The following is a 19,247-nucleotide window of genomic DNA, read 5'->3' as shown; positions in this document are numbered from 1 at the left end:
TATTTAACTTGTTTCACATTGTAAATGATGTTATCGATTTCAGAACAATAACTTTGTGTAAAGGATTTGTTAATATGTGTACAATTTATGAAATTGCCAAACGCTGCGGGGTTTCAACCACCACCGTTTCCAGAGTGCTGAATCATCATCCATATGTGTCAGAGGAAAAGCGTCAGCTCATTTTACAGGTGATGAAAGAAATGGAATATACACCGAGTTCAGCGGCTCGCACTCTTCGTTCACATCAGACAAAAACCATTGCTGTGTCTGTCCCGGCTGTGGACCATCCTTTTTTTGCACAATTGATTAAAGGCATATCAAAGGAAGTACTGGATCAAGGTTATAAAGCCATCGTGCTTCAGACGTTTTATCAGGAATCGTTAGAGCTTGAAGGGCTTCAATTATTAAAAAAAAGAGAAGTAGATGGGGTCATATTAGGGGCATTAGAAAATCCGTGGGAAAAGATCGAGCCATTTTTAACGAACGGCCCTATTGTCATGGCGAACGAATATCATCAAACAGCAGACATCCCGATTATTGGATACGATGAGCGGGAAGCCGCCTATAAAGCGGTTGACTACTTGATTCAGTCAGGGCGAAGATCGATTGGGTTTTGCTTTGATACTGAAAGCAGTGAAGCACAAAAACAAAGGAAACAGGGCTATCTTGATGCACTTTCTGCACACGGCTTGCCGCTGCATGACGATTGGCTTTTCGGGGAGGCCTTCACCATTGAAGACGGTTTTCGCTTAATGGATGTCATCCATGACATGAAGAATGCACCTGATGCCATTTTCACGGGTAATGATCAAGTCGCAGCAGGGCTCATTAAACAGGCCATTTCATACGGTTATCAAATCCCTAAGGATCTAGCGGTGATCGGCTATGACAATCAAGACATTTGCGAGGTGACAGCTCCAACAATCACCACAATTGACATCCCGATCGTAGAGCTTGGCCAGCGGTCTGTGCAGCAAATAATCGAGATCCTGCAAGACCAAAAACCATTACAGCGTGAACATATCCATCTGCCTACCCGGCTTGTGACAAGGGAATCGACATAAACAAAAAAGACTGAGAGCTGTCTCAGTCTTTTTTTTTACAAAGGGCTAAAATGATCTTTGTTTTAGCCTTTGTCTTCCTTCTTTCAGCGTGATAGAAAACCTTTGCAGTCTAGGAAGGACGAGCACCGGAGCGGAGCGAATTTTACATTCGTGAGCACCGGAGCACAGACCTGACAAAGAATGCGAGGGTTTATCTACACGCTGTGACTGAGAGCTGTCTCAGTCTTTTTTTAAACCTATACAAATTGAGCAAGAATGAATGTCCATATACACACAATGCCGAGCAGGATGAAGCTGTACTTCACGGTCTTTTGGAAGAGCTCAGATTCTTTACCTGTTTCTCCAACAGCTGCTGTAGCTATGGCGATGGATTGTGGAGAAATTAATTTTGCCATGACCCCGCCAGTTGTATTTGCCCCGATTAACAAACCTGCCTGTGAGCCGATTTGAGAAGCAGTGACCGCTTGAAGGTTGCCGAATAAGGCGTTGTTACTCACGACAGATCCTGTAATAAACACCCCGATCCAGCCAAGCACCGGGCTGACAAGCGGGAACAAATCGCCTGTTTTGGCAAGTGCAAGCCCAATGGCTGAACTTAGTCCAGCGAAGTTCGCCAAGTTGGCAAAGCCCATGACAAAACAAATGGTGAGAACAGGTACCCAAAGCTCTTTCACTGATGCTTTTAAGCAGGCAGCTCCTTCTGTTAATGTAATATGTCTGCTAAACAAACCTGTCAGCATCACCGCAATCAGAATGGCAGTACCCGTTGCACTGATGACATCAATTTTAAAGATCGCATCAATGGGTGTTTCTGTTTGTGCAATTGGTGGTAATTTCACAATTTGCTGATGCAAAAACGGCATCTTCACTAAAATCGTCGTCCAGTTGAGCGGGCCTCCTGCAGCAAACAATGCTTTAAATGCTGGCAGACTCCATACCGTAATAACGGCGGTTAAAATATAGAACGGAGACCATGCTTTCAGCACTTCAATGCCGCGATACGTTTGTTTCTGTTCAATGGCTGGTGCTCCTTCTTCACGATAAATGTGTTTCGGCTGCCATTTTCGAAGAAATAAAGCCAAAATGCCCATGCTTGCTAAGGCTGAAATAATATTGGCAAGCTCAGGACCCATTGTCACCATTGTGACAGCTTGTAAAATGGCATAGCTTCCACTTACAACAAGCAAGGCAGGGAGCGTTTCTTTAATCCCTTTGAATCCGTCCACAATGAGAATGAGGAGGAACGGAATACAGAATGAAATAAACGGTATCGTATACACAAGGGTTTGAGATAACGCAAGCGGCGTCATATTGCCCATTTGCGCCCCTGTAATGACTGGGATACCCACAGCACCAAATGCGCCAGATGCAGCATTGGCAATTAAGCAGAGCATCGCAGCTTTCAGCGGTTTAAACCCAAGCTCTGTTAAGAGAGCAGCACTGATCGCAATCGGTACACCAAACCCAGCGGCTCCCTCTAAAAATGCGTTAAAACTAAAACCAATTAATAAGAGCTGAAGACGTTGATCTTGAGAGATTCCTGCAATACTAGAACGAATGACATCGAATTTACCAGATTTCACAGCAATTTTATAGAGCCACACCGCCATGATGACGATATATCCAATCGGCCACAGTCCATTAGATATACCGAGCAGCACAGCAGATAATGCCTTTTCAATTGGCATATGAAAGAAGAAAACAGCTGTTACAAAGCTGACGATTAAGGTAAAACAAGCGGCTAAAACACCTTTTAACTTAAATACGGTTAATGCAAGCAGGAAAAACAAAATTGGGAGCATTGCTACCAATGCACTCACGAACTCATTACCAAACGGATTATATATTTGCTGCCACATAGTGATTCATCCTTTTCTGCTCAGATAGGTTGCTTTTGATTAAAAATGAGGAGCCAAAATCTCTTTTAACACATTCACACTGTGTGCGAATTGTTCTTTTTCTGTATCATTAAGGGCAAGCTCCATCACTTCTGTTGCGCCATTTCGATTCACAAGGGCAGGTACACCAATGTAGACATCTTCTGCTCCATACTCTCCATCTAAGTAAGTGCTGACGGTCAAAATACTGTTTTCATTGTGCAGGATCGCTCTTGTAATGCGGGCCAAACTCATCGCTACGCCGTAGTAAGTGGCGCCTTTTTTCTCAATGATTTGGTAAGCGGCATGGCGGACATTTTCCATCATCTCATCTAAATCTTCTTGTTTGTATTGATCATTTCTCTTCATTAATTCTGTAATGGGTACACTTCCGATATTCGCATGACTCCATACAGCAAGCTCTGTATCCCCATGCTCTCCAATGATGTACGCATGCACATTGTGTGCCGCTGCTTCAAAGTACTCACTGAGCATGTATCTAAATCTTGCAGTATCAAGTGTGGTTCCACTGCCAATCACTCGCTCTTTTGGCAGGCCACTGAATTTCCAAGTGGCATATGTCAAAATATCAACAGGGTTCGTGGCGACTAAGAAAATACCATCGAATCCACTTTTCATCACATTGTCTACAATGCCTTTAAATATATTTAAATTTTTCTCAACAAGGTCAAGTCTCGTTTCACCTGGCTTTTGGTTCGCACCAGCACAGATACATACAATGTCTGCATCCTTACAATCTTCATAATCTCCATACCATGTATTCACAGGATGCGGAGCAAATGCTTTCCCGTGGTTTAAATCCATGACGTCACCCATTGCTTTATCTTGATTTAAATCGATGACAACCAATTCATCTGTGATCGCTTGATTTATTAATGTAAAGGCATAACTGCTGCCTACAAAACCTGCTCCAATAAGTGCTACTTTGTTTACTTTTTCGTTTGTCATTTATCTCATCCTCCTGAGTAAAACTAGGTTGTTTTTCATTTGTGAAGTATTTCACATTCTTATTGTGCAACACTTCACAAACTTTTGCAAGGGGGTTGCTCAAAAAAAATATGTAGCGAATTTGTGAACACACTTATTGTGCTTTCAAAGCGCTGTCTCCATGCATATTTCCACAAGAAAAAAGCTGCCAAACAATTGTCAGCAGCTTTATACATGTTTAATAAGGTCCCCAGTTGATCATAACGCCGATACAAATAAAGACAAGACCAATGACAAACCAAATGAGCGCAAGCGGCACCATAAAACGCAGCCACTTCACATAAGGAATACCACTTGCAGCAAGCACAGCCATCAACACACCTGACGTCGGATTGATACAGTTGACCACCCCTTCGCCAAGCATAACCGCTTCAACAGCTACCTGTCTTGTGATGCCCATTAAATCAGCCAGCGGCGCTAGAATTGGAATAAAGACAACCGCTTCTCCTGATCCTGATGAAATCAAAAAGTGAAGAAGTGCACTCGCAATATACATCCCAATCGCACCAGCAATTGGACTAAATCCTGTCAGCATACTCGCCAAGCCATTTACCACTGTATCAAGCAGCTTACCGTTTTCTAAAATGACAGAAATGCAGCGTGCCATTCCGACAATGAGTGCGCCGTACACAAGGCTTTGACAGCCGACAATAAATGTTTTCGCAATATCATTGGCTGCTAATCCGCCAAGCAATCCAGCAGCAATGGCCATAAAAATGAACACACCTGCCATTTCCTTATCGGTCCAGCCAAGCTGAAGCGCGCCATATAAGAAGCCCCCAAGAGACAATCCGCACACCGCTAAAATCAGCTTATGTCTGCCGGTAAATGCAGGCTTGTCCACAGATTCTGCATCAGATCCGCCAAGCCCCTTCGCAGGAAACCATTGGTCACCAAGAAGACTTCCCTTCTCTTTATTCTTTAGGCGTCTTGTATATAAATAGATGTACACAATACTAGATATAAGAAAACAAAGATAAATAATGACACGCAGGCCAATCCCAGAAAAGATCGGCAGCTCTGCAATCGTTTGAGATAAACCCAGTGGAGATGGAGACAAAATGGTTGCGTTAAATCCAGCATAACAGCCGATGTAAATGACCGCTGCTCCTGCCACAGCGTCCCATTTCAAGGACCTTGCCACAATAATCCCGATTGGAATAAATCCTATAACAGAGTTCACGACAATGCCGGTCGTTCCAAGCACCGAAAATAATCCTCCAACAATACAAATAAACAATAATTGCTTCGTTTGAAACCTGCTGATGACATGGTGAATCATTCCGTTAATGGCACCTGTTTTCTCCAAAATGGCAATGGTTCCGCCAGTAAATAGAATGAGAAAAATAATAGAAGAGGACCCTACCATCCCTTCCTGAATGGCTGTAAAAAAGCCAACGGGACTTACGGGTGATTGATCAATGCGGTGATAGCTGCCAGGAACAGCTGTTGTGATTTCCCCTGATGTCTTTCGGTCAAACTCACCCGCTGGTACAAAATACGTTGCAATGGTACAAATGAGCGCAATGATAAATAAGAGAACATACGCATCCGGCATTTGAAGTTTTCGTTTTTGTTTCTCTGGTGCTGATACTGCCGCTGTTTTCATGTGTCAAAACCCCTTTGTCCCGATCGGAATTTCACTTAATTTTCTGAATAATCAAATGATGTGTTATATTATAAACACTGATGATATTTAAGATCAATATTATTTCACTAAAAGAATGTTTTGACAGATTTTCTGTCAGCAAGGAGGCTACTCATGACAACTTTGACAAACGAAATGCAACAGACCGTGACAGACATCTTTGAACACCTGCACGCCCACCCAGAAATAAGCTGGGAAGAAACGAATACGACGGCTTATCTTGAAGGCATATTAAAAAAAATGGGCTGCGAGACTCGAACATTTGACGACTGTACAGGAGTAATTGGTGAAATGGGAGAAGGCGCACCAGTGGTCGCTGTGAGAGCCGATATTGATGCACTTTGGCAGGAAGTAGATGGTGAGTTTCAACCCAATCATTCATGTGGTCACGATGCACACATGACAATGGCTCTCGGCACCTTCATGGCATTAAAGGAAAAGGAGCTCCCGAACGGCACCATCCGCTTCATTTTTCAGCCTGCTGAGGAAAAAGGCGGCGGCGCGCTGAAAATGATTGAAAAAGGTGTGTTAGCAGACGTTGATTACTTATACGGAGTGCATGTGCGCCCAATTCAAGAAACATTAAACGGACGCTGTGCACCTGCCATTTTGCATGGATCGAGTAATCATTACATCGGCACAATTATTGGAGAGGAAGCCCACGGTGCACGCCCGCATCTTGGGGTCAACGTCATTGAAGTGGCTTCTACCCTCGTGCAGAGACTCGCGCATATCCATGTCGACCCAAGAGTTGCACATTCTGTAAAAATGACCAACCTACATGCTGGCGGAGGCAGTTCAAACATCATCCCTGGCAAAGCTTCTTTTACATTAGATGTCAGGGCACAAACAAATGATGTGATGGATGAACTAGAAAAAGAAATTGAAAGAGCCGTACATGCTGTAGCGGATGCCTTTGGCGCTTCCATTACACTTTCAACCGATCACCGTCTGCCTGCCGCAACCTTAAATGAGGAAGCTGTCCAGATCATGTCTCATGCAATTGAACAGATTTTAGGCAAAGAGCACCTCGATCCCCCGATCGTCACGACAGGCGGAGAGGATTTTCACTTTTATGCAGCAAAGGTTCCGCATATCAAATCCACGATGCTTGGTTTAGGCTGTGATCTAGAGCCCGGTCTACATCATCCTTATATGACATTCGACCGCTCTGCTATCTTTACCGGCATTGAGATCTTGACGGAAGCTGTCTATCAAACCCTTCAGCAGCATTCATCATAAAATCAAAAACCCACCCGTTTTTTCTTTAAACGGGTGGTCTGCTTTATATTATGCATTCAAATCTGTCATGGCTGGGACGTTGATTTCTTTTACACAGGATACCCTTGATAAATGAATCACACATCTCGCAAGCTCTACAAAATCCTGTACAGGGATTCTCGTTTCACCATATAGAGTGATGGCTTTTTCGGCTCCATCTTCATATGGAACCTCTGCCGCCAGCTCTCCTGGATTGATACAGGTGACGGATATTTTATCTTTTCTCACATGCTCTCTCAGTGCATTCACAATTCCGCGCAAGCCAAATTTAGATGCGACAAAAGAAACTTGCGGCAGGTTTGTATGATCGAGTCCCGCCGTTGAGCCAATCACGATGATTTTTCCATTCTCCGATTTCCTTACGTGCGGAAGCAGTGCTTGGATGTAAGTAATCGTAGAGGTGACATTCACATTGATTAAATGAGCGATATCCTCTGGCTGATCGTGATCGAATGAATAATCATCTTCAAAGCCTCGTTTTTCCCATAAACCAATGTTATAGATGAGAACATCAATGGTTTGATTCTCCAATGCTTCGAGCATAAAAGGGATGTGGGTTTGGCTTGATAAATCAATTTTCAGCCAAATTCTATGTACACCGTCATCTATGTTCAAACTGCTCGGTTCACTTCGAGACACAATCCAAACTGTATCTCCACTTGAAGGAAGACCTTTTACAAAAGCATCCCCTAATCCTTGACTCGCACCGAATATGATATAGTTTTTACTCATAGCTCCTCCTTCTACGGCTCATGAGCTTTCAGTCAGACTGCAGCTCATCTGTAAGCGTTTTATGCCTATATCATATAGGTTCTAAGATCTAACTGCCTCTTTTATGCCTGTCTTCACTTCCGGCTACTTGATTTCCTTTAATTCCACTGGTAACGCACGCTCTTCTATAAAGGATTGAATCATATCAATAAACAGTTCTTTCTTTTCAAACGTAAATGTATGTCCAATATCAGGAACGACGACACCTGCTGCCTTCGGATGTGATGTCGTTATTTTCTTTGCTGACCGTTTCATGATACCTTTTTCCTTTTCTCCCACTGTGACAAGAATCCGTGCCTTCGCTTGTTGAAACGTGTCTGGGAGCTTGTAATGGAGATTTTCTTGAAACATCGTCAGAAGGGTTTTCTTCTGCAAACTCTTCGAATCCGCCGCATAGTCATTCAGTACATCGTTTGGAAGCCCCATCTTTTCAGCTTGGAGCTGGATAAACCAATCTTTCTTTAATAATGGATACGTAAGAGGTAAAAGAGGTCTCACCATCAAGTAAAGCCATGGCAGCGGCATCACAAGAGCGCTGTTGATGACGGCTATGTCTACGATATCAGGCTCATTCGATAACACTTCAACGGCAACCTGTGCACCTAGAGAGAATCCAATGAGTATCACTTTACGGCCGTGCGCATGCTGCTTGAACCACGAGATGACTTCAAGAGCGCTTTCTCGCATGGAAAATGACTGTTCATTTGCTCTTGTCCCGTGACCAATCAGATCAGGCGTATAGCATTCATACGATTCCTTGAATGTTTCCATCTGCTCCTGCCACATCCAGCTGCTGACTCCTCCGCCATGCAGGAAAATCATGATTGGCTTATCCATCATCGACAACTCGTCCACCATCCTTATATAAGAAAAAAGCAGCCGCTTTTTGAGCAGACTGCTTTTTCATATGCTCCCTTCTATTATAAGGGAACCTCATCACTATAGGCTATTTTTTCAAATCCTCAATCGAGTTGACGTTCTTCATATATGTCGGAACAACTAGCCCCATGCGAAGACCTTTCATACTTGTGCCTAGATCATCATATTTCCCTTTAAACTTCGCTGCATACGTTTTATGCGTATTTGGCAGCCAAGCAGATAATGAGGCATCTGCACTTCCAGTTGCAATTGCTGTCCACATCGGACCCGCTTCCACCTGAGTCAAGGTCGCTTCAAATCCGAGCTCACGCAGTACTTCTGCAGCAACATTGGTACTTGCAATCTCACTATCCCACGCAACGTAGGCAAGATTGACTTTGTCACCATTCGACTTTTTCACGCCTTTTGTCCATTTCGCTACTTGGTCTTTATGTTTTTTCACATATTTAACGGCGGCATCCTTTGGATTGATACCATCTTGGATATCCATCATGACTTCGCCCATGTCATCTTGAGACCATTTAAATTGACTAAGCATTTTGGCTGCTTCCGGCTGATCTTTTGCAAAACCTTTACGTGAAATCGTATGAATCTCTTCCGCTTCACCGTAAGATTTCTTTGGATCCTCTAAATATTTTAAATCATAGCGAGTAAACATCCAGTGTGGATTCCAGCCAGTGATAATAATTGGCTTTTTACGGTCGTAAGATTTCTTGAGCGTTGCGGTCATAGCTGCACTTGATGCAGACACAACCGTCCAATCCTCTAAGCCGTAATCCTTTTTCGCTTGATCCGTTAGCGCCATAATCCCTGAACCCGGATCAATGCCGATAATGGTTTTATTCACCTGCTGTGCTGCACTCGCATTTGAATCTGACTTCACGCCACAAGCGGCTAGTAAAAAGACAAGCAGGGCGGTCATCCCAATGTAGAGAGACTTTTTCCACATTAAGCATTCCCCCTGGTTTTTTTCGTTTTAATGTTTTGTGTAATACGGTCGAGTGTAATCGCCACAATCACAATGGCAATACCTGCTTCAAAACCAATTCCTGTTTTCAGCTGCGTTACCGCACTATATACTTCCGAACCAAGTCCTGGAGCACCTACCATTGCCGCAATGACGACCATTGATAGAGCAAGCATGATACTTTGGTTAATACCAGCTAGGATGGTTTTTGTTGCAAGTGGAAGCTGAACTTTGAATAAACGCTGGAATGTCGTTGAACCAAATGCTTCTGTTGCTTCAATTAAATCAGCTGGTACTTGTTTAATACCGAGAATCGTCATACGAATCGTTGGCGGCATGGAGAAAATAACTGATGCCACAACCCCAGGCACAACGCCAATGTTAAAGAAGAAGATTGCTGGTAATAGATAAACGAATGCAGGCATTGTCTGCATTAAATCTAAAATAGGTGTTACAATCTTACGCACAGTTTCCTTCTGTGATGCCCAAATACCGATCGGAACCCCGATCACGATGGAAATGACCACAGCTGTCAAAACGAGCGCAAGTGTTTGTAGCATTGGATGCCAGTAGCCTAAATAGTCGATCAGCAAAAATCCAATAAGTGTGAAAAGAGCAACTCCTCTTGTACTGATCCACCAGGCAATGCCGGCAAAAATAAGGGTTAAAATAATAGATGGAATCACACCAAGTGCTGCCACAATTCCATTTACTGTGCCTGCTAATCCATTTGTGATGCCATCAAAGAAACCACCAAACGTTAATGTTAACCAGTCAACAAATCGATCAATGTAATCCGCGAACTGAATTCTAGGTAAATCACTCATACTAAACATCTTATTCTACCTCCTGTGCAGAAGGCTCTTGTGTTTTAATTTCCTCAAGTTTGTTAGAAGACATGTTGATATACTCATCATTACCTGATAACGCACCAATTAATGCACCTCTGACCACAATACCCTTCATTCTGTTTTTCTCATCGACAACGGCAATCGGAATGTTTGCTGCATCAGACACTGCGTCAAAGATTTCTGTCAAATACGTAGATTCCAATACTGTCGTGAATTCTTTATCGAGAACTGTTTCAAGCGACGCTCCCATTTCTGCCGCCTTTTTCGCAGCTTGTGCAGAAATAACACCTAATAAATGCTTTTTCTTATCTACTGCATAGATAGACGAAATCCCAAGGTTTTTCATGAGCGTGAGCGCAACACGTGCCCCTTTGTCGATCTGAATTGTTTCTGCACGTTTCATAATATGACCAGCGGTTAATACTTTAGAAAGGTCGACATCTTCAACGAAACGTTCAACATATTCATTCGATGGGTTCATCAGGATTTCTTCTGGTGTTCCGATTTGAACGATATTTCCGTCCTTCATGAGCACAATGCGGTCGCCAATCCGAAGCGCCTCATCTAAATCATGGGTAATGAAAATGATCGTTTTTCCTACAGATGTATGAAGCTCAAGCAATTCATCCTGCATATCTTTACGAATTAATGGATCGAGTGCGCTGAATGCTTCATCCATTAATAAAATGTCAGGGTCATTTGCTAATGCACGTGCCAATCCAACACGCTGCTGCATCCCGCCACTTAATTGGTTTGGGTACTGTTCTTCAAAGCCTTCAAGTCCAACAAGCTTTAAGGATTCAAGCGCTTTTGAGCGGCGCTCTTCTTTGTCTACACCTTGTAATTCAAGACCGTACTCTGTGTTCTCAAGAATCGTACGGTGGGGGAACAATGCGAAGTTTTGGAAGACCATGCTGATCTTTTTCCGTCTGACTTCACGCAATTGATCCTTTGACATATTTGTTATCATATCCCCATCAATAAATATTTCTCCGGAGGTTGGTTCGATTAACCTATTTAGCAGCCGCACAAGTGTGGACTTTCCGCTCCCTGATAGCCCCATGATGACAAATATCTCGCCGTCATACACATCAAAATTTGCTCGATTGACACCAACTGTTGCGCCGGTCTCTTTTAGGATCTCTCTTTTTGTTTTCCCTTTTCCAAGCATTTGAGATGCTTTTTTAGCATTTTTACCGAAAATTTTAGATACATTATTTATCTTGATTTTGATAGTTCTCTCTTCAGAATTCATATTTTCCCTCCAAATTAGCATCTTTATAACCGTAACATAAGCGTTATGATGCGAACAATCTTTAGAATTCGCTTATTTCCGCACAATATGTATGAATTCCATATAGAGGTCTGGTGATTAGAGTTTATACGCCGTATTACTCGTAAATCCTATAGAATGCTTCATAAACTACATATTTTACGGGGTATTTCCTCTCATCAGACAATATTTTACTGGAAATTCCTAATTGTGCTAAAAAATAACTCGAATCCTCACTATAGCGGACTTTTTCAAACATGGGTGAACCATTCCCCTGAACAGGATTTACCCGAAAATGGTCACATAAAAACCTTTTTTCTTCAAATTTTAATAAAATTCATGAGTAACTGCCTGCAACTTTAGTTACAGACAGCTTATTTTTTAGGACTCTAGGGCAGCCCGCTTAATATTATCTTGCAATTCAAGCATACGTTTTGTTCCATCTTCGCGTAATCGTTTGTTTTCTTCTTCGATCTGTTTCGTCTCTTTCATCCCTTGTACAATCGTATTAAAGGAAGATTCGATCGTTTCAATGTCGATACTTGGACGTCCAGACAATTTGGCAATCTCCACACTTTGACTTGAGATGTTTTCAGCATTTCGTTTCAGCATTTCATTTGTTCTTCTGTCCAGCTCACTCATTGAATCAGCCACAAGCTTTTGTCTCTTCGCTGTAACAGCTTGAATGATCCCATTTTTAAAAATTGGAATGGTGATGATGAACGCAGAGTTGATTTTACCGATTAATTTCGTATTCCCACGCTGCAGCAAACGAATTTGCGGTGCCGTTTGAAGAGCCACCATCCGTGCCATATCAAGGTCATATACACGCTCTTCCAATGCTTGAATGCCGTTACGAAGTGTATCAAGCTCCATTTGTGCCAGCTGGTTTCCACTAGCCGCTTTTTCTTCATAAGAAGGAACCAATTGCTTTAATTCTTCGATTTTCATTTGACCTGCAACAACATACTTTTCAAGCTCCATATAGTATTGAATGTTATGCTCATACATTTCTTCAAGCGTCACAGTCGATTTGGTCATTTCGTCTTTATATTTACTGATTTCTACATTAATTTTTTCAATCTCTGCACCGAGCGTTTGATATTTACTGAAAATCTTTTCAATCATGCTGCCGCCGCGTTTAAAGATTTTTGATAACAAACCACCCTTTGGCTCGTCAAAATCATTTTTATCAAAACGATCCATAATTTTTCCAAGCTGCGTCAGCATCGTTCCTGAGTCAGTGACACTTGTTGAACGCATCATCGAAAGAATACGATCAGAGAACTTAGAGATTTCAACGGCCGGCTGCTTTCCGTATTCAAGCAGCTCCAGCTGATTTTTCGCATCGATCTGTCTCGCAATATTTTGCACTTCTGGTTCATTTCGAAGCTGAACGCGGATATCGTCTGCCTTCTCAATGGAGATTTCCTCTTTATCAATTGAAATGATGTCATTTCCGTTTGTATTTGTCATAAGCTTTGATCTCCTTATCGATTTTTAATGGATTGAAATAACTTTCTGACGATGGATGGCTCTTTAAACTCCTGATTCATGACCATCTCATCAAGCCAATGGGTATCAAATAATTGGTCATCTATATACCGCTCGATACACTGGTATCCCGCCGGATGATACACGAAGAGATCCACCCCCATTTCGTTTAGGAAAATGAGGGCAGCCGCATCAGAACGAGTCAGCTCACCATTATATTCCGTATGGTATAAAATCACTTTCGGTACGGTTTGTGCATAATCAAAGGTTTGAATGAGTTCAATGAGCTCCTGGCCGATATGCAGTATCTGTTTGAATAAATAAATACGGACATCTAATTCGGTCTCATTGCCTTCTTTTAATAGCTTTGGATGCTGACAGATTCGAGATACCGCCTCTGCTATCGCACGCTGCGCGCCCTCATATAGATGAGAAAACTGCCATACATTGCTTTTCATTAATAATTCAGGATCAATCTCTCCAGCAGACGAAAGGGCATGCTGATAATGAAATTGATAATTCGAAGACACTTCTTTCGTAAAAGGAAAATGGCGAATGGTCTTCGTCTCTTTCCCTTCCATTAATGTGTGGATACGATCCCAGTATTCACGCTTGTCTCGTGTGACCCCCATCATTTTCGCAAAGAGATTCGGAATCTGTATCGTGTCCCGGTCTGCTTGAAAATTAGGGCGGATAAAGGAACGTTCCTTTGCAATTAAAAACAGCTCATCATACGTTGTCTTCAGCGTAATGGAATGAGGGGTATGATCTCTGAATTGCCACGGCTTATACAGCATTGAATCTTCCGTGTGGAGCACCTCTTCAAGCTCTCTTGTCGAGCGGTACGCCACCGTTGATTTCCTCTCAGGCTTTTCAGTAGGGAACGGTTCAAGCTTTGAATTTCCCGGATACTGATCAATAAAAGTCAGCTTTTCTTCTGGATCTAATTCGCGGAACGAATCCTCGCCCTCTGGATGAAATAGCACAACATCACAGCCAATCAGCATGACATAGTAAAGAAAATAAAGCTGACTTTTATTCGCCTCTCCATACCAAATGACAGCCGGCATTTTTTCTTCTATATTGGCTTCCTTCAGCCATGGACCTAGATGATTATTTGAAAACTTCACTACATCCAGCAGAACCCGGCGGAAATCGGGATGCTGAAATCCACCCTCATGCATCTGTTTGAAATGCTCAAACACCTTGATCAATGAAAGGCGGATATGCCGGTTCATCACAGGGTTTGGATGGCGTACAATCAGCTGTTCACCATCTAAAAAAGCCACAAAGCGATTCACGGACAATCCCTTTTCTTCTTGGTTAATCAAATGAATGCGTTGAAGCGCTTGAAAATGCTCCGGCTCAATATGACGATTGAGCGTTTCACTTAAAATATGAACACCATCTGTTTCATATAATTCATGTAAATAAATAAAATAATCGGTTGCATCATGCGGAGTTCCAAGGACCCGGACGGCGAGACGCGGCAAGGACAATGTATGCTCGTCCTTTACATAACCGTCTCTTTCAGGGAGCGGCTTTTTCAGCACGTTTTTCCAGGCTTCCTGCTCCGCCCGTGTATGGTTGACATCGATTTCTTTATAACTCACGCCGCTCCTTCCTTTCTCCTATATTTTCTCGAAAGCTACTACTATCATATCATTCACCCTTCTACTTCTGCTATCGAATCGAAGGCTTTTTTACGGTCGTCATCTGCTTCATGACACAAGCGGTGATTTCATCTGCTGCTGCCATGCCCGATGCTGCTGTCGGCTCAAGTAGTGGGTCAAAGTCGAGCACTTCTCCATGCCTTGGGGCAAAGCCCATATCCGCCTGACGAATAAGAACTGCATCTAAAAGGGAATCGCCTGCACCATATACATATTCAAGCTCCAGCCGTTCCTTTAAAAAAGCAACAGCATCCCACTTATTCAGCGGCTCCGGAATAAAATAAAGCTTCCGTCCTTGAAGAGACACCTGCCAGCCTCTCTCCTCGCCCCACAGCTTCAATTCAGCAAGTGGAATGTGAGACAAATACTCATCTTTCATAATCAAATAAAGAAATTTCCCCTCTGCTGTCCGGGTACGCTTCACCCATGCCGCAACTGGAAGGTCGGAGATGGCTTTCAGCATCTCTCTGACTGACATACACGCTTTGAGCCTCTCATCAACAATAACCTGCCAATCCTCAAGCGGCTTGCCGTGATGAAGGATACAGCCCCCATTTGTCGTAACGGCATACTCCGGTTTGAGCTTTTGCTGAAAGAAGGTGATCCGTTCATACTGAGCGGTCGTTCTTGTCGTCACTGGAATGAACCAGCCCAGTTGATGGATAGTCTGCAAGGATTTTTTCGTTTCAACCGACATATAGGAAAGCGGCCGTTCATCCAGCACCTCAACTAAATCATAATCTCCTTCATACTCATACTGATCCAGCACTCGATGTGAGTAAATCAGTGTCCGGTCTAAATCACTAGCAAACGCACTTGTCTTCATGACGTCTGCTCCAGCGGACGAATGAGCCCACAGCACGTATAGGACATATTGGCATATTCAATGACAGGAACGTCTCTGTCCTCTGCCAAAAGCAAAATATGCTTCAGCTTCTCCTGAGACCCAGGCTGAATCAGGATTTTCCAAGGGATTCTTCTAAGCAGCACACGGGTCGTCTCACCAACACCCGGCTTAATCAAATGGGTATTTTTAATTTGAAACTCCTGACCGATCGCTTCAATGGACGCCATCCCCCGCCAGTCCGCAGGCATTCCCTGTGTGAGGATGGTCTCTGCTTTCTCTCGTACATTTGGTTCGAGGCTAGAAAATGCTTCTTCAATTGTATCCACATACAGATTGGACACATCCTCATCAAGCAGCTCTTCATAATACTTCGCCCCATGGAAATCATCGGCACTGATCCAGCGGTTGTTTAGTACCGTTCGACTGACAAGTCCAGATACCGTCGAATTCAAGCAGGCACTTGGAATGAGAAAGTCCTCTCTCGTTCCGTAGACATTTGTACAATAGCCAGGGTCAGCTAGTACAGCCAGTTCACTAGAAAGACGAATATCATACTTTCTTTCAAAATCAATCACAGCTTTTTGGAGCTCTCTCGAAATCGCACCTTTTCCGGTCCATCCATCAATAAAGGCAACCTCAAAGCCCGGATGTTCTTTGAGCATATAATGCAGCGCATTCTCATCTATTCCTCGGTCACGAATAATAGAGATGCTGTAATGAGGCAGTTCAAGACCATATGTCTTTCGAATATATCGTTTGATGAGCACCCCGATCGGCGTTCCCGCCCTTGCCAAACTGCAAAGAACCGTTTGGAAGCCTCGCTTTTTCACAATCTGTTCTGCTACCACAGCTACTGCTTCTGCTACCTTTTCCTTACTTTCTTTCAGAGATTGATAGAATAAATCCATATAAGATTCCGTTGGTTTATACTCAATCGGCAGCATTTCTGAATAATGCGCACCGCGCTGAATCGAACGCTCCCGCTCTTCTGTACTTTTCTCCATCTCAATGGATGATAAATCTTTGAGTAAGAAGGTTACATCCTGCTCTGGATAGCTTCCCATCTTTGTATACACATTAGCCATTCACCTTCACCTCGTCTGATAAAGTCACAATATGCACATGCTTCACATGCCGCTCGGCAAATAAGTGAACAAGCGGACGCAATGCCTCCTGAGAGACCTTTTTCTCAAAAAAGAGAAATACATCATCGTATTGATCTTTTGGTATGTTGTACACGTAGTGCTGAATTCGGGCATCCTCTGGACTCACAAAGGTAAACCCATTTTGAACAGCGTATCCATCCTTTTCAACAGGGTGAATTGGGCTTCTCGTCGTTGAATGAAAGAGAACGCCTTCTCCCATATGTGCAGCCAGTCTCATCGGCACATACATCAGCTCACCTGTTCCTAAACAAAGTGTCTGCTTTCCTTTGCGTTCCTTCTTCAGTTTCAGCCCAGCCTCTGCAGCTGCTTGGTCGATGGCTGCCGTATCTGCTGCGTTTAAACCCAAACGGCCCGTTTCATGTATATATGGCGAATGACCTGCCGAATTTGCTGCATAAGAAAGTGCATACGGCTCGTGCTTAAAGAAAGATTGAAGAGAGTGAACAGAGAGACTTGGCAGATCCTTTTGCTCAGCAATCTCATACGAATAAGCTGGCTCATCCAGCGTTTTGCCCCGAAAGACCATTTGCCCTTTTAATAAAGACAATGATGTGATGTGAATACCAAGCTCCTCTTCAAGCTCACACATGGCTTTCTCGTGCTCCTCAGTCCGCCAGTCCAAAATAGAAAGAATCGTGTAAGAATGCCGCGGATGCTTTGCATGAAGGTCCCGAATGATATTGATATTCGTACGGCCTGTCGTGACTTCATCATCTACTAGCACGATGGGACGGTCTGTGCGAAGTAATGCTTCGTCTGCATAACAAAGCTGATCCGTCGCATGCGAATGCTCTTCTTCAAATACCAATGAAGGATCAAGATCCAGCAGCTGTTCACGTGTCGTATGGATGTAAGATGCTCCTTCTATTACGTCATACACACCATGCCCCAGTGCTGTTGCTGTTTCTGCAAAGCCGATCACGATCGGCTGTTTTCCTGCTGAAAGCTTCTCCTTTTTGAGCACTTCGTAGGCTTTAGTTAATGCCATGTGGTCATCCGTCTTGAGTGCTTCTACTAAAAGGTCTTGATGCGGAGATGTCTTGCCTGTTTGCTCTTGGGCATATGCCATGGCTAAAAGACCCGAGACAAGGAGCGGTTTTACTGGATGAACAGGAATATGCTTACCGAGCACCTTACTAACGAATAAAAAGGCTCTTTTTTTGTTCACCCTTGCTGCCATGTCAAAAAGATGCTCTTTTTCCAGCTGAAGCGCACCTTCTTTGAGATCAAGCTCAACTTCCATATGTTCCAAGATGCTCAGCGTATGCGGCTTCTGCTTCTGTGAGTATGTCGATATAGCTTCTATTTTCATGAAACACCCCGTAAATATCTGACTTAATTAAAATGTGCTCTGCCCACCGGTAATGCGGCTTCGTTTCATTCATTTTATTAGAGAAGGTACTCTTCATTACGCCAACTGTGCCGTCTGCATGTTCAAGAATGCTTAATGCATCCATATACTCTTCCTTCGTCACAACATACATGCTTTGCACCGGCTTAAGATGTGTTGGATGAATGACCGTCTTTCCATGAATGCCGTTAGCCACATCGAGTTTTGTCTCCTTGAGTAAACCTTGTACGTCATCAAATTCAGATAAAGACGGTTCACCGCTCCTATGAGAAAGCGCACGGGTGAATGGCTTTTGTTCCTCTCGAGCAGGGCCAAAATGCTCCCACACAGCCCCAGATATTACAAAGGAACGCCCAAAATAATTGATGATATCTGTGATTAAATCTGCAATCAATTTGATCTCATAGATGGTCGTGTCACGATCACGGCGAATACCGTACAAACCACAAAGATCCGTTGCCCCAATGCGAATATTCAAAATATATTCCTCGTCATTCAGCAAGATCTGCTTTAACTCAGACAACACCGTATATCTTGTTTCTTTTTCTAATAAATCGGGTGTTTCCAAAATGGGCATCCCATAAAGTGTTGTCCGCGTTTGGGACGATGCCTGTTTCAGACTGTCCAAATAATCCTTCGCATTATGAATTGAACACTTCGGGAACACAAAACCGGTAAGTAATTGAAGAGAGGAACCGAGCAAGTCTGCCATTTTAAGCAGCTGTTTCGGCGAACGAACTCGAATAAATAAAAGAGGCAAATGTTCAGCCGTTTCAGGAGCATGCGTTACTTTCTCTTTGAGACTGGCCAATTGTGTCACTAGATTCTGTTCGGCCATGTCCACTTCTTGATCACCGATGGCATCCTCCAAGCAAAATACAACAGAGCAAAGCGCTTCATATTTCTGTGACAGCAGCATATCTGCTATATCTTGTCTTGTCGCAGGCATATACAAAGTAGCACCTAATGCATGCGCAAGAACATGCCTCTGTGTCAGTGGATGCATCGCCCCTGGCCGCTTGAAAAAAAGATCGTGCTGCCTCGCCTCTGATAAAAATCGAAAATACCGCATGCTGTGCCACCTCCTGTTGTTTAGA

16 protein-coding genes are annotated in these 19,247 nt (G+C 43.3%); 2 read left to right on the top strand and 14 right to left on the bottom strand.

The window, feature by feature from the left end:
• Positions 1-74: 74 nt before the first annotated feature.
• A complete protein-coding gene (locus MKZ03_RS01720) occupies positions 75-1,064 on the top strand; it encodes a LacI family DNA-binding transcriptional regulator (protein WP_060595486.1) in 990 nt (329 codons plus the stop codon).
• Positions 1,065-1,300: 236 nt separating this feature from the next.
• Here MKZ03_RS01720 and MKZ03_RS01715 read toward each other — a convergent pair whose 3' ends face one another.
• The 3 genes from MKZ03_RS01715 to MKZ03_RS01705 form a co-directional block, all read right to left on the bottom strand.
• Positions 1,301-2,923 carry an L-lactate permease gene (locus tag MKZ03_RS01715; RefSeq protein ID WP_066031359.1) on the bottom strand — a complete coding sequence of 541 codons (1,623 nt, stop codon included), beginning with the start codon at positions 2,921-2,923 and terminating at the stop codon, positions 1,301-1,303.
• 39 nt (positions 2,924-2,962) lie between these two features.
• Entirely contained in the window at positions 2,963-3,910 is a 948-nt protein-coding gene (locus MKZ03_RS01710; protein WP_060595484.1) for an L-lactate dehydrogenase, read from the bottom strand.
• A 217-nt stretch (positions 3,911-4,127) separates the two neighbouring features.
• Positions 4,128-5,558, bottom strand: coding sequence for a YfcC family protein (locus MKZ03_RS01705; RefSeq protein ID WP_060595483.1), 1,431 nt, complete (start codon positions 5,556-5,558; stop codon positions 4,128-4,130).
• A gap of 153 nt (positions 5,559-5,711) precedes the next feature.
• Here MKZ03_RS01705 and MKZ03_RS01700 point away from each other — a divergent pair, with 153 nt between their 5' ends.
• Complete coding sequence (locus MKZ03_RS01700; protein ID WP_307498995.1) at positions 5,712-6,839, top strand: M20 peptidase aminoacylase family protein; 1,128 nt, start codon at positions 5,712-5,714, stop codon at positions 6,837-6,839.
• A 48-nt stretch (positions 6,840-6,887) separates the two neighbouring features.
• Here MKZ03_RS01700 and MKZ03_RS01695 read toward each other — a convergent pair whose 3' ends face one another.
• The 11 genes from MKZ03_RS01695 to MKZ03_RS01645 form a co-directional block, all read right to left on the bottom strand.
• On the bottom strand, positions 6,888-7,610 hold the full coding sequence (locus MKZ03_RS01695; protein WP_341030724.1) for an SDR family NAD(P)-dependent oxidoreductase: 723 nt from the start codon (positions 7,608-7,610) through the stop codon (positions 6,888-6,890).
• Between the two features lie 123 nt (positions 7,611-7,733).
• Positions 7,734-8,486 carry an alpha/beta fold hydrolase gene (locus tag MKZ03_RS01690; RefSeq protein ID WP_341030723.1) on the bottom strand — a complete coding sequence of 251 codons (753 nt, stop codon included), beginning with the start codon at positions 8,484-8,486 and terminating at the stop codon, positions 7,734-7,736.
• Between the two features lie 109 nt (positions 8,487-8,595).
• The gene (locus MKZ03_RS01685) at positions 8,596-9,477 is read right to left on the bottom strand and encodes a glycine betaine ABC transporter substrate-binding protein (RefSeq protein ID WP_341030722.1); all 882 of its coding nucleotides are present in this window, start codon (positions 9,475-9,477) and stop codon (positions 8,596-8,598) included.
• On the bottom strand, positions 9,477-10,322 hold the full coding sequence (gene opuAB / locus MKZ03_RS01680) for a glycine/proline betaine ABC transporter permease subunit OpuAB (RefSeq protein WP_034664471.1): 846 nt from the start codon (positions 10,320-10,322) through the stop codon (positions 9,477-9,479). The genes MKZ03_RS01685 and opuAB overlap by 1 nt, the downstream gene beginning before the upstream one ends.
• Positions 10,323-10,332: 10 nt before the next feature.
• On the bottom strand, positions 10,333-11,601 hold the full coding sequence (gene opuAA, locus MKZ03_RS01675; RefSeq protein WP_034664221.1) for a glycine/proline betaine ABC transporter ATP-binding protein OpuAA: 1,269 nt from the start codon (positions 11,599-11,601) through the stop codon (positions 10,333-10,335).
• 399 nt (positions 11,602-12,000) lie between these two features.
• Entirely contained in the window at positions 12,001-13,095 is a 1,095-nt protein-coding gene (locus MKZ03_RS01670; protein ID WP_003217200.1) for a toxic anion resistance protein, read from the bottom strand.
• Between the two features lie 14 nt (positions 13,096-13,109).
• Positions 13,110-14,726 carry a YceG family protein gene (locus MKZ03_RS01665; RefSeq protein ID WP_307498989.1) on the bottom strand — a complete coding sequence of 539 codons (1,617 nt, stop codon included), beginning with the start codon at positions 14,724-14,726 and terminating at the stop codon, positions 13,110-13,112.
• Between the two features lie 70 nt (positions 14,727-14,796).
• Positions 14,797-15,612, bottom strand: a complete 816-nt coding sequence (locus tag MKZ03_RS01660) for an HAD family hydrolase (RefSeq protein WP_341030721.1) — start codon at positions 15,610-15,612, stop codon at positions 14,797-14,799.
• On the bottom strand, positions 15,609-16,718 hold the full coding sequence (locus tag MKZ03_RS01655; protein ID WP_341030719.1) for a cysteine protease StiP family protein: 1,110 nt from the start codon (positions 16,716-16,718) through the stop codon (positions 15,609-15,611). The genes MKZ03_RS01660 and MKZ03_RS01655 overlap by 4 nt, the downstream gene beginning before the upstream one ends.
• Positions 16,711-18,042, bottom strand: coding sequence for a phosphoribosyltransferase family protein (locus MKZ03_RS01650; protein ID WP_341032601.1), 1,332 nt, complete (start codon positions 18,040-18,042; stop codon positions 16,711-16,713). Before MKZ03_RS01650 ends, MKZ03_RS01655 begins: the two co-directional genes overlap by 8 nt.
• Positions 18,032-19,222, bottom strand: coding sequence for an HpcH/HpaI aldolase/citrate lyase family protein (locus MKZ03_RS01645; RefSeq protein WP_034664231.1), 1,191 nt, complete (start codon positions 19,220-19,222; stop codon positions 18,032-18,034). Before MKZ03_RS01645 ends, MKZ03_RS01650 begins: the two co-directional genes overlap by 11 nt.
• Positions 19,223-19,247: the final 25 nt, after the last annotated feature.

The sequence above is a fragment of the Bacillus sp. FSL R5-0431 genome, assembly GCF_038002985.1.
GTDB lineage: Bacteria > Bacillota > Bacilli > Bacillales > Bacillaceae > Bacillus.
This window is presented reverse-complemented; position numbering and strand designations above follow the sequence as displayed.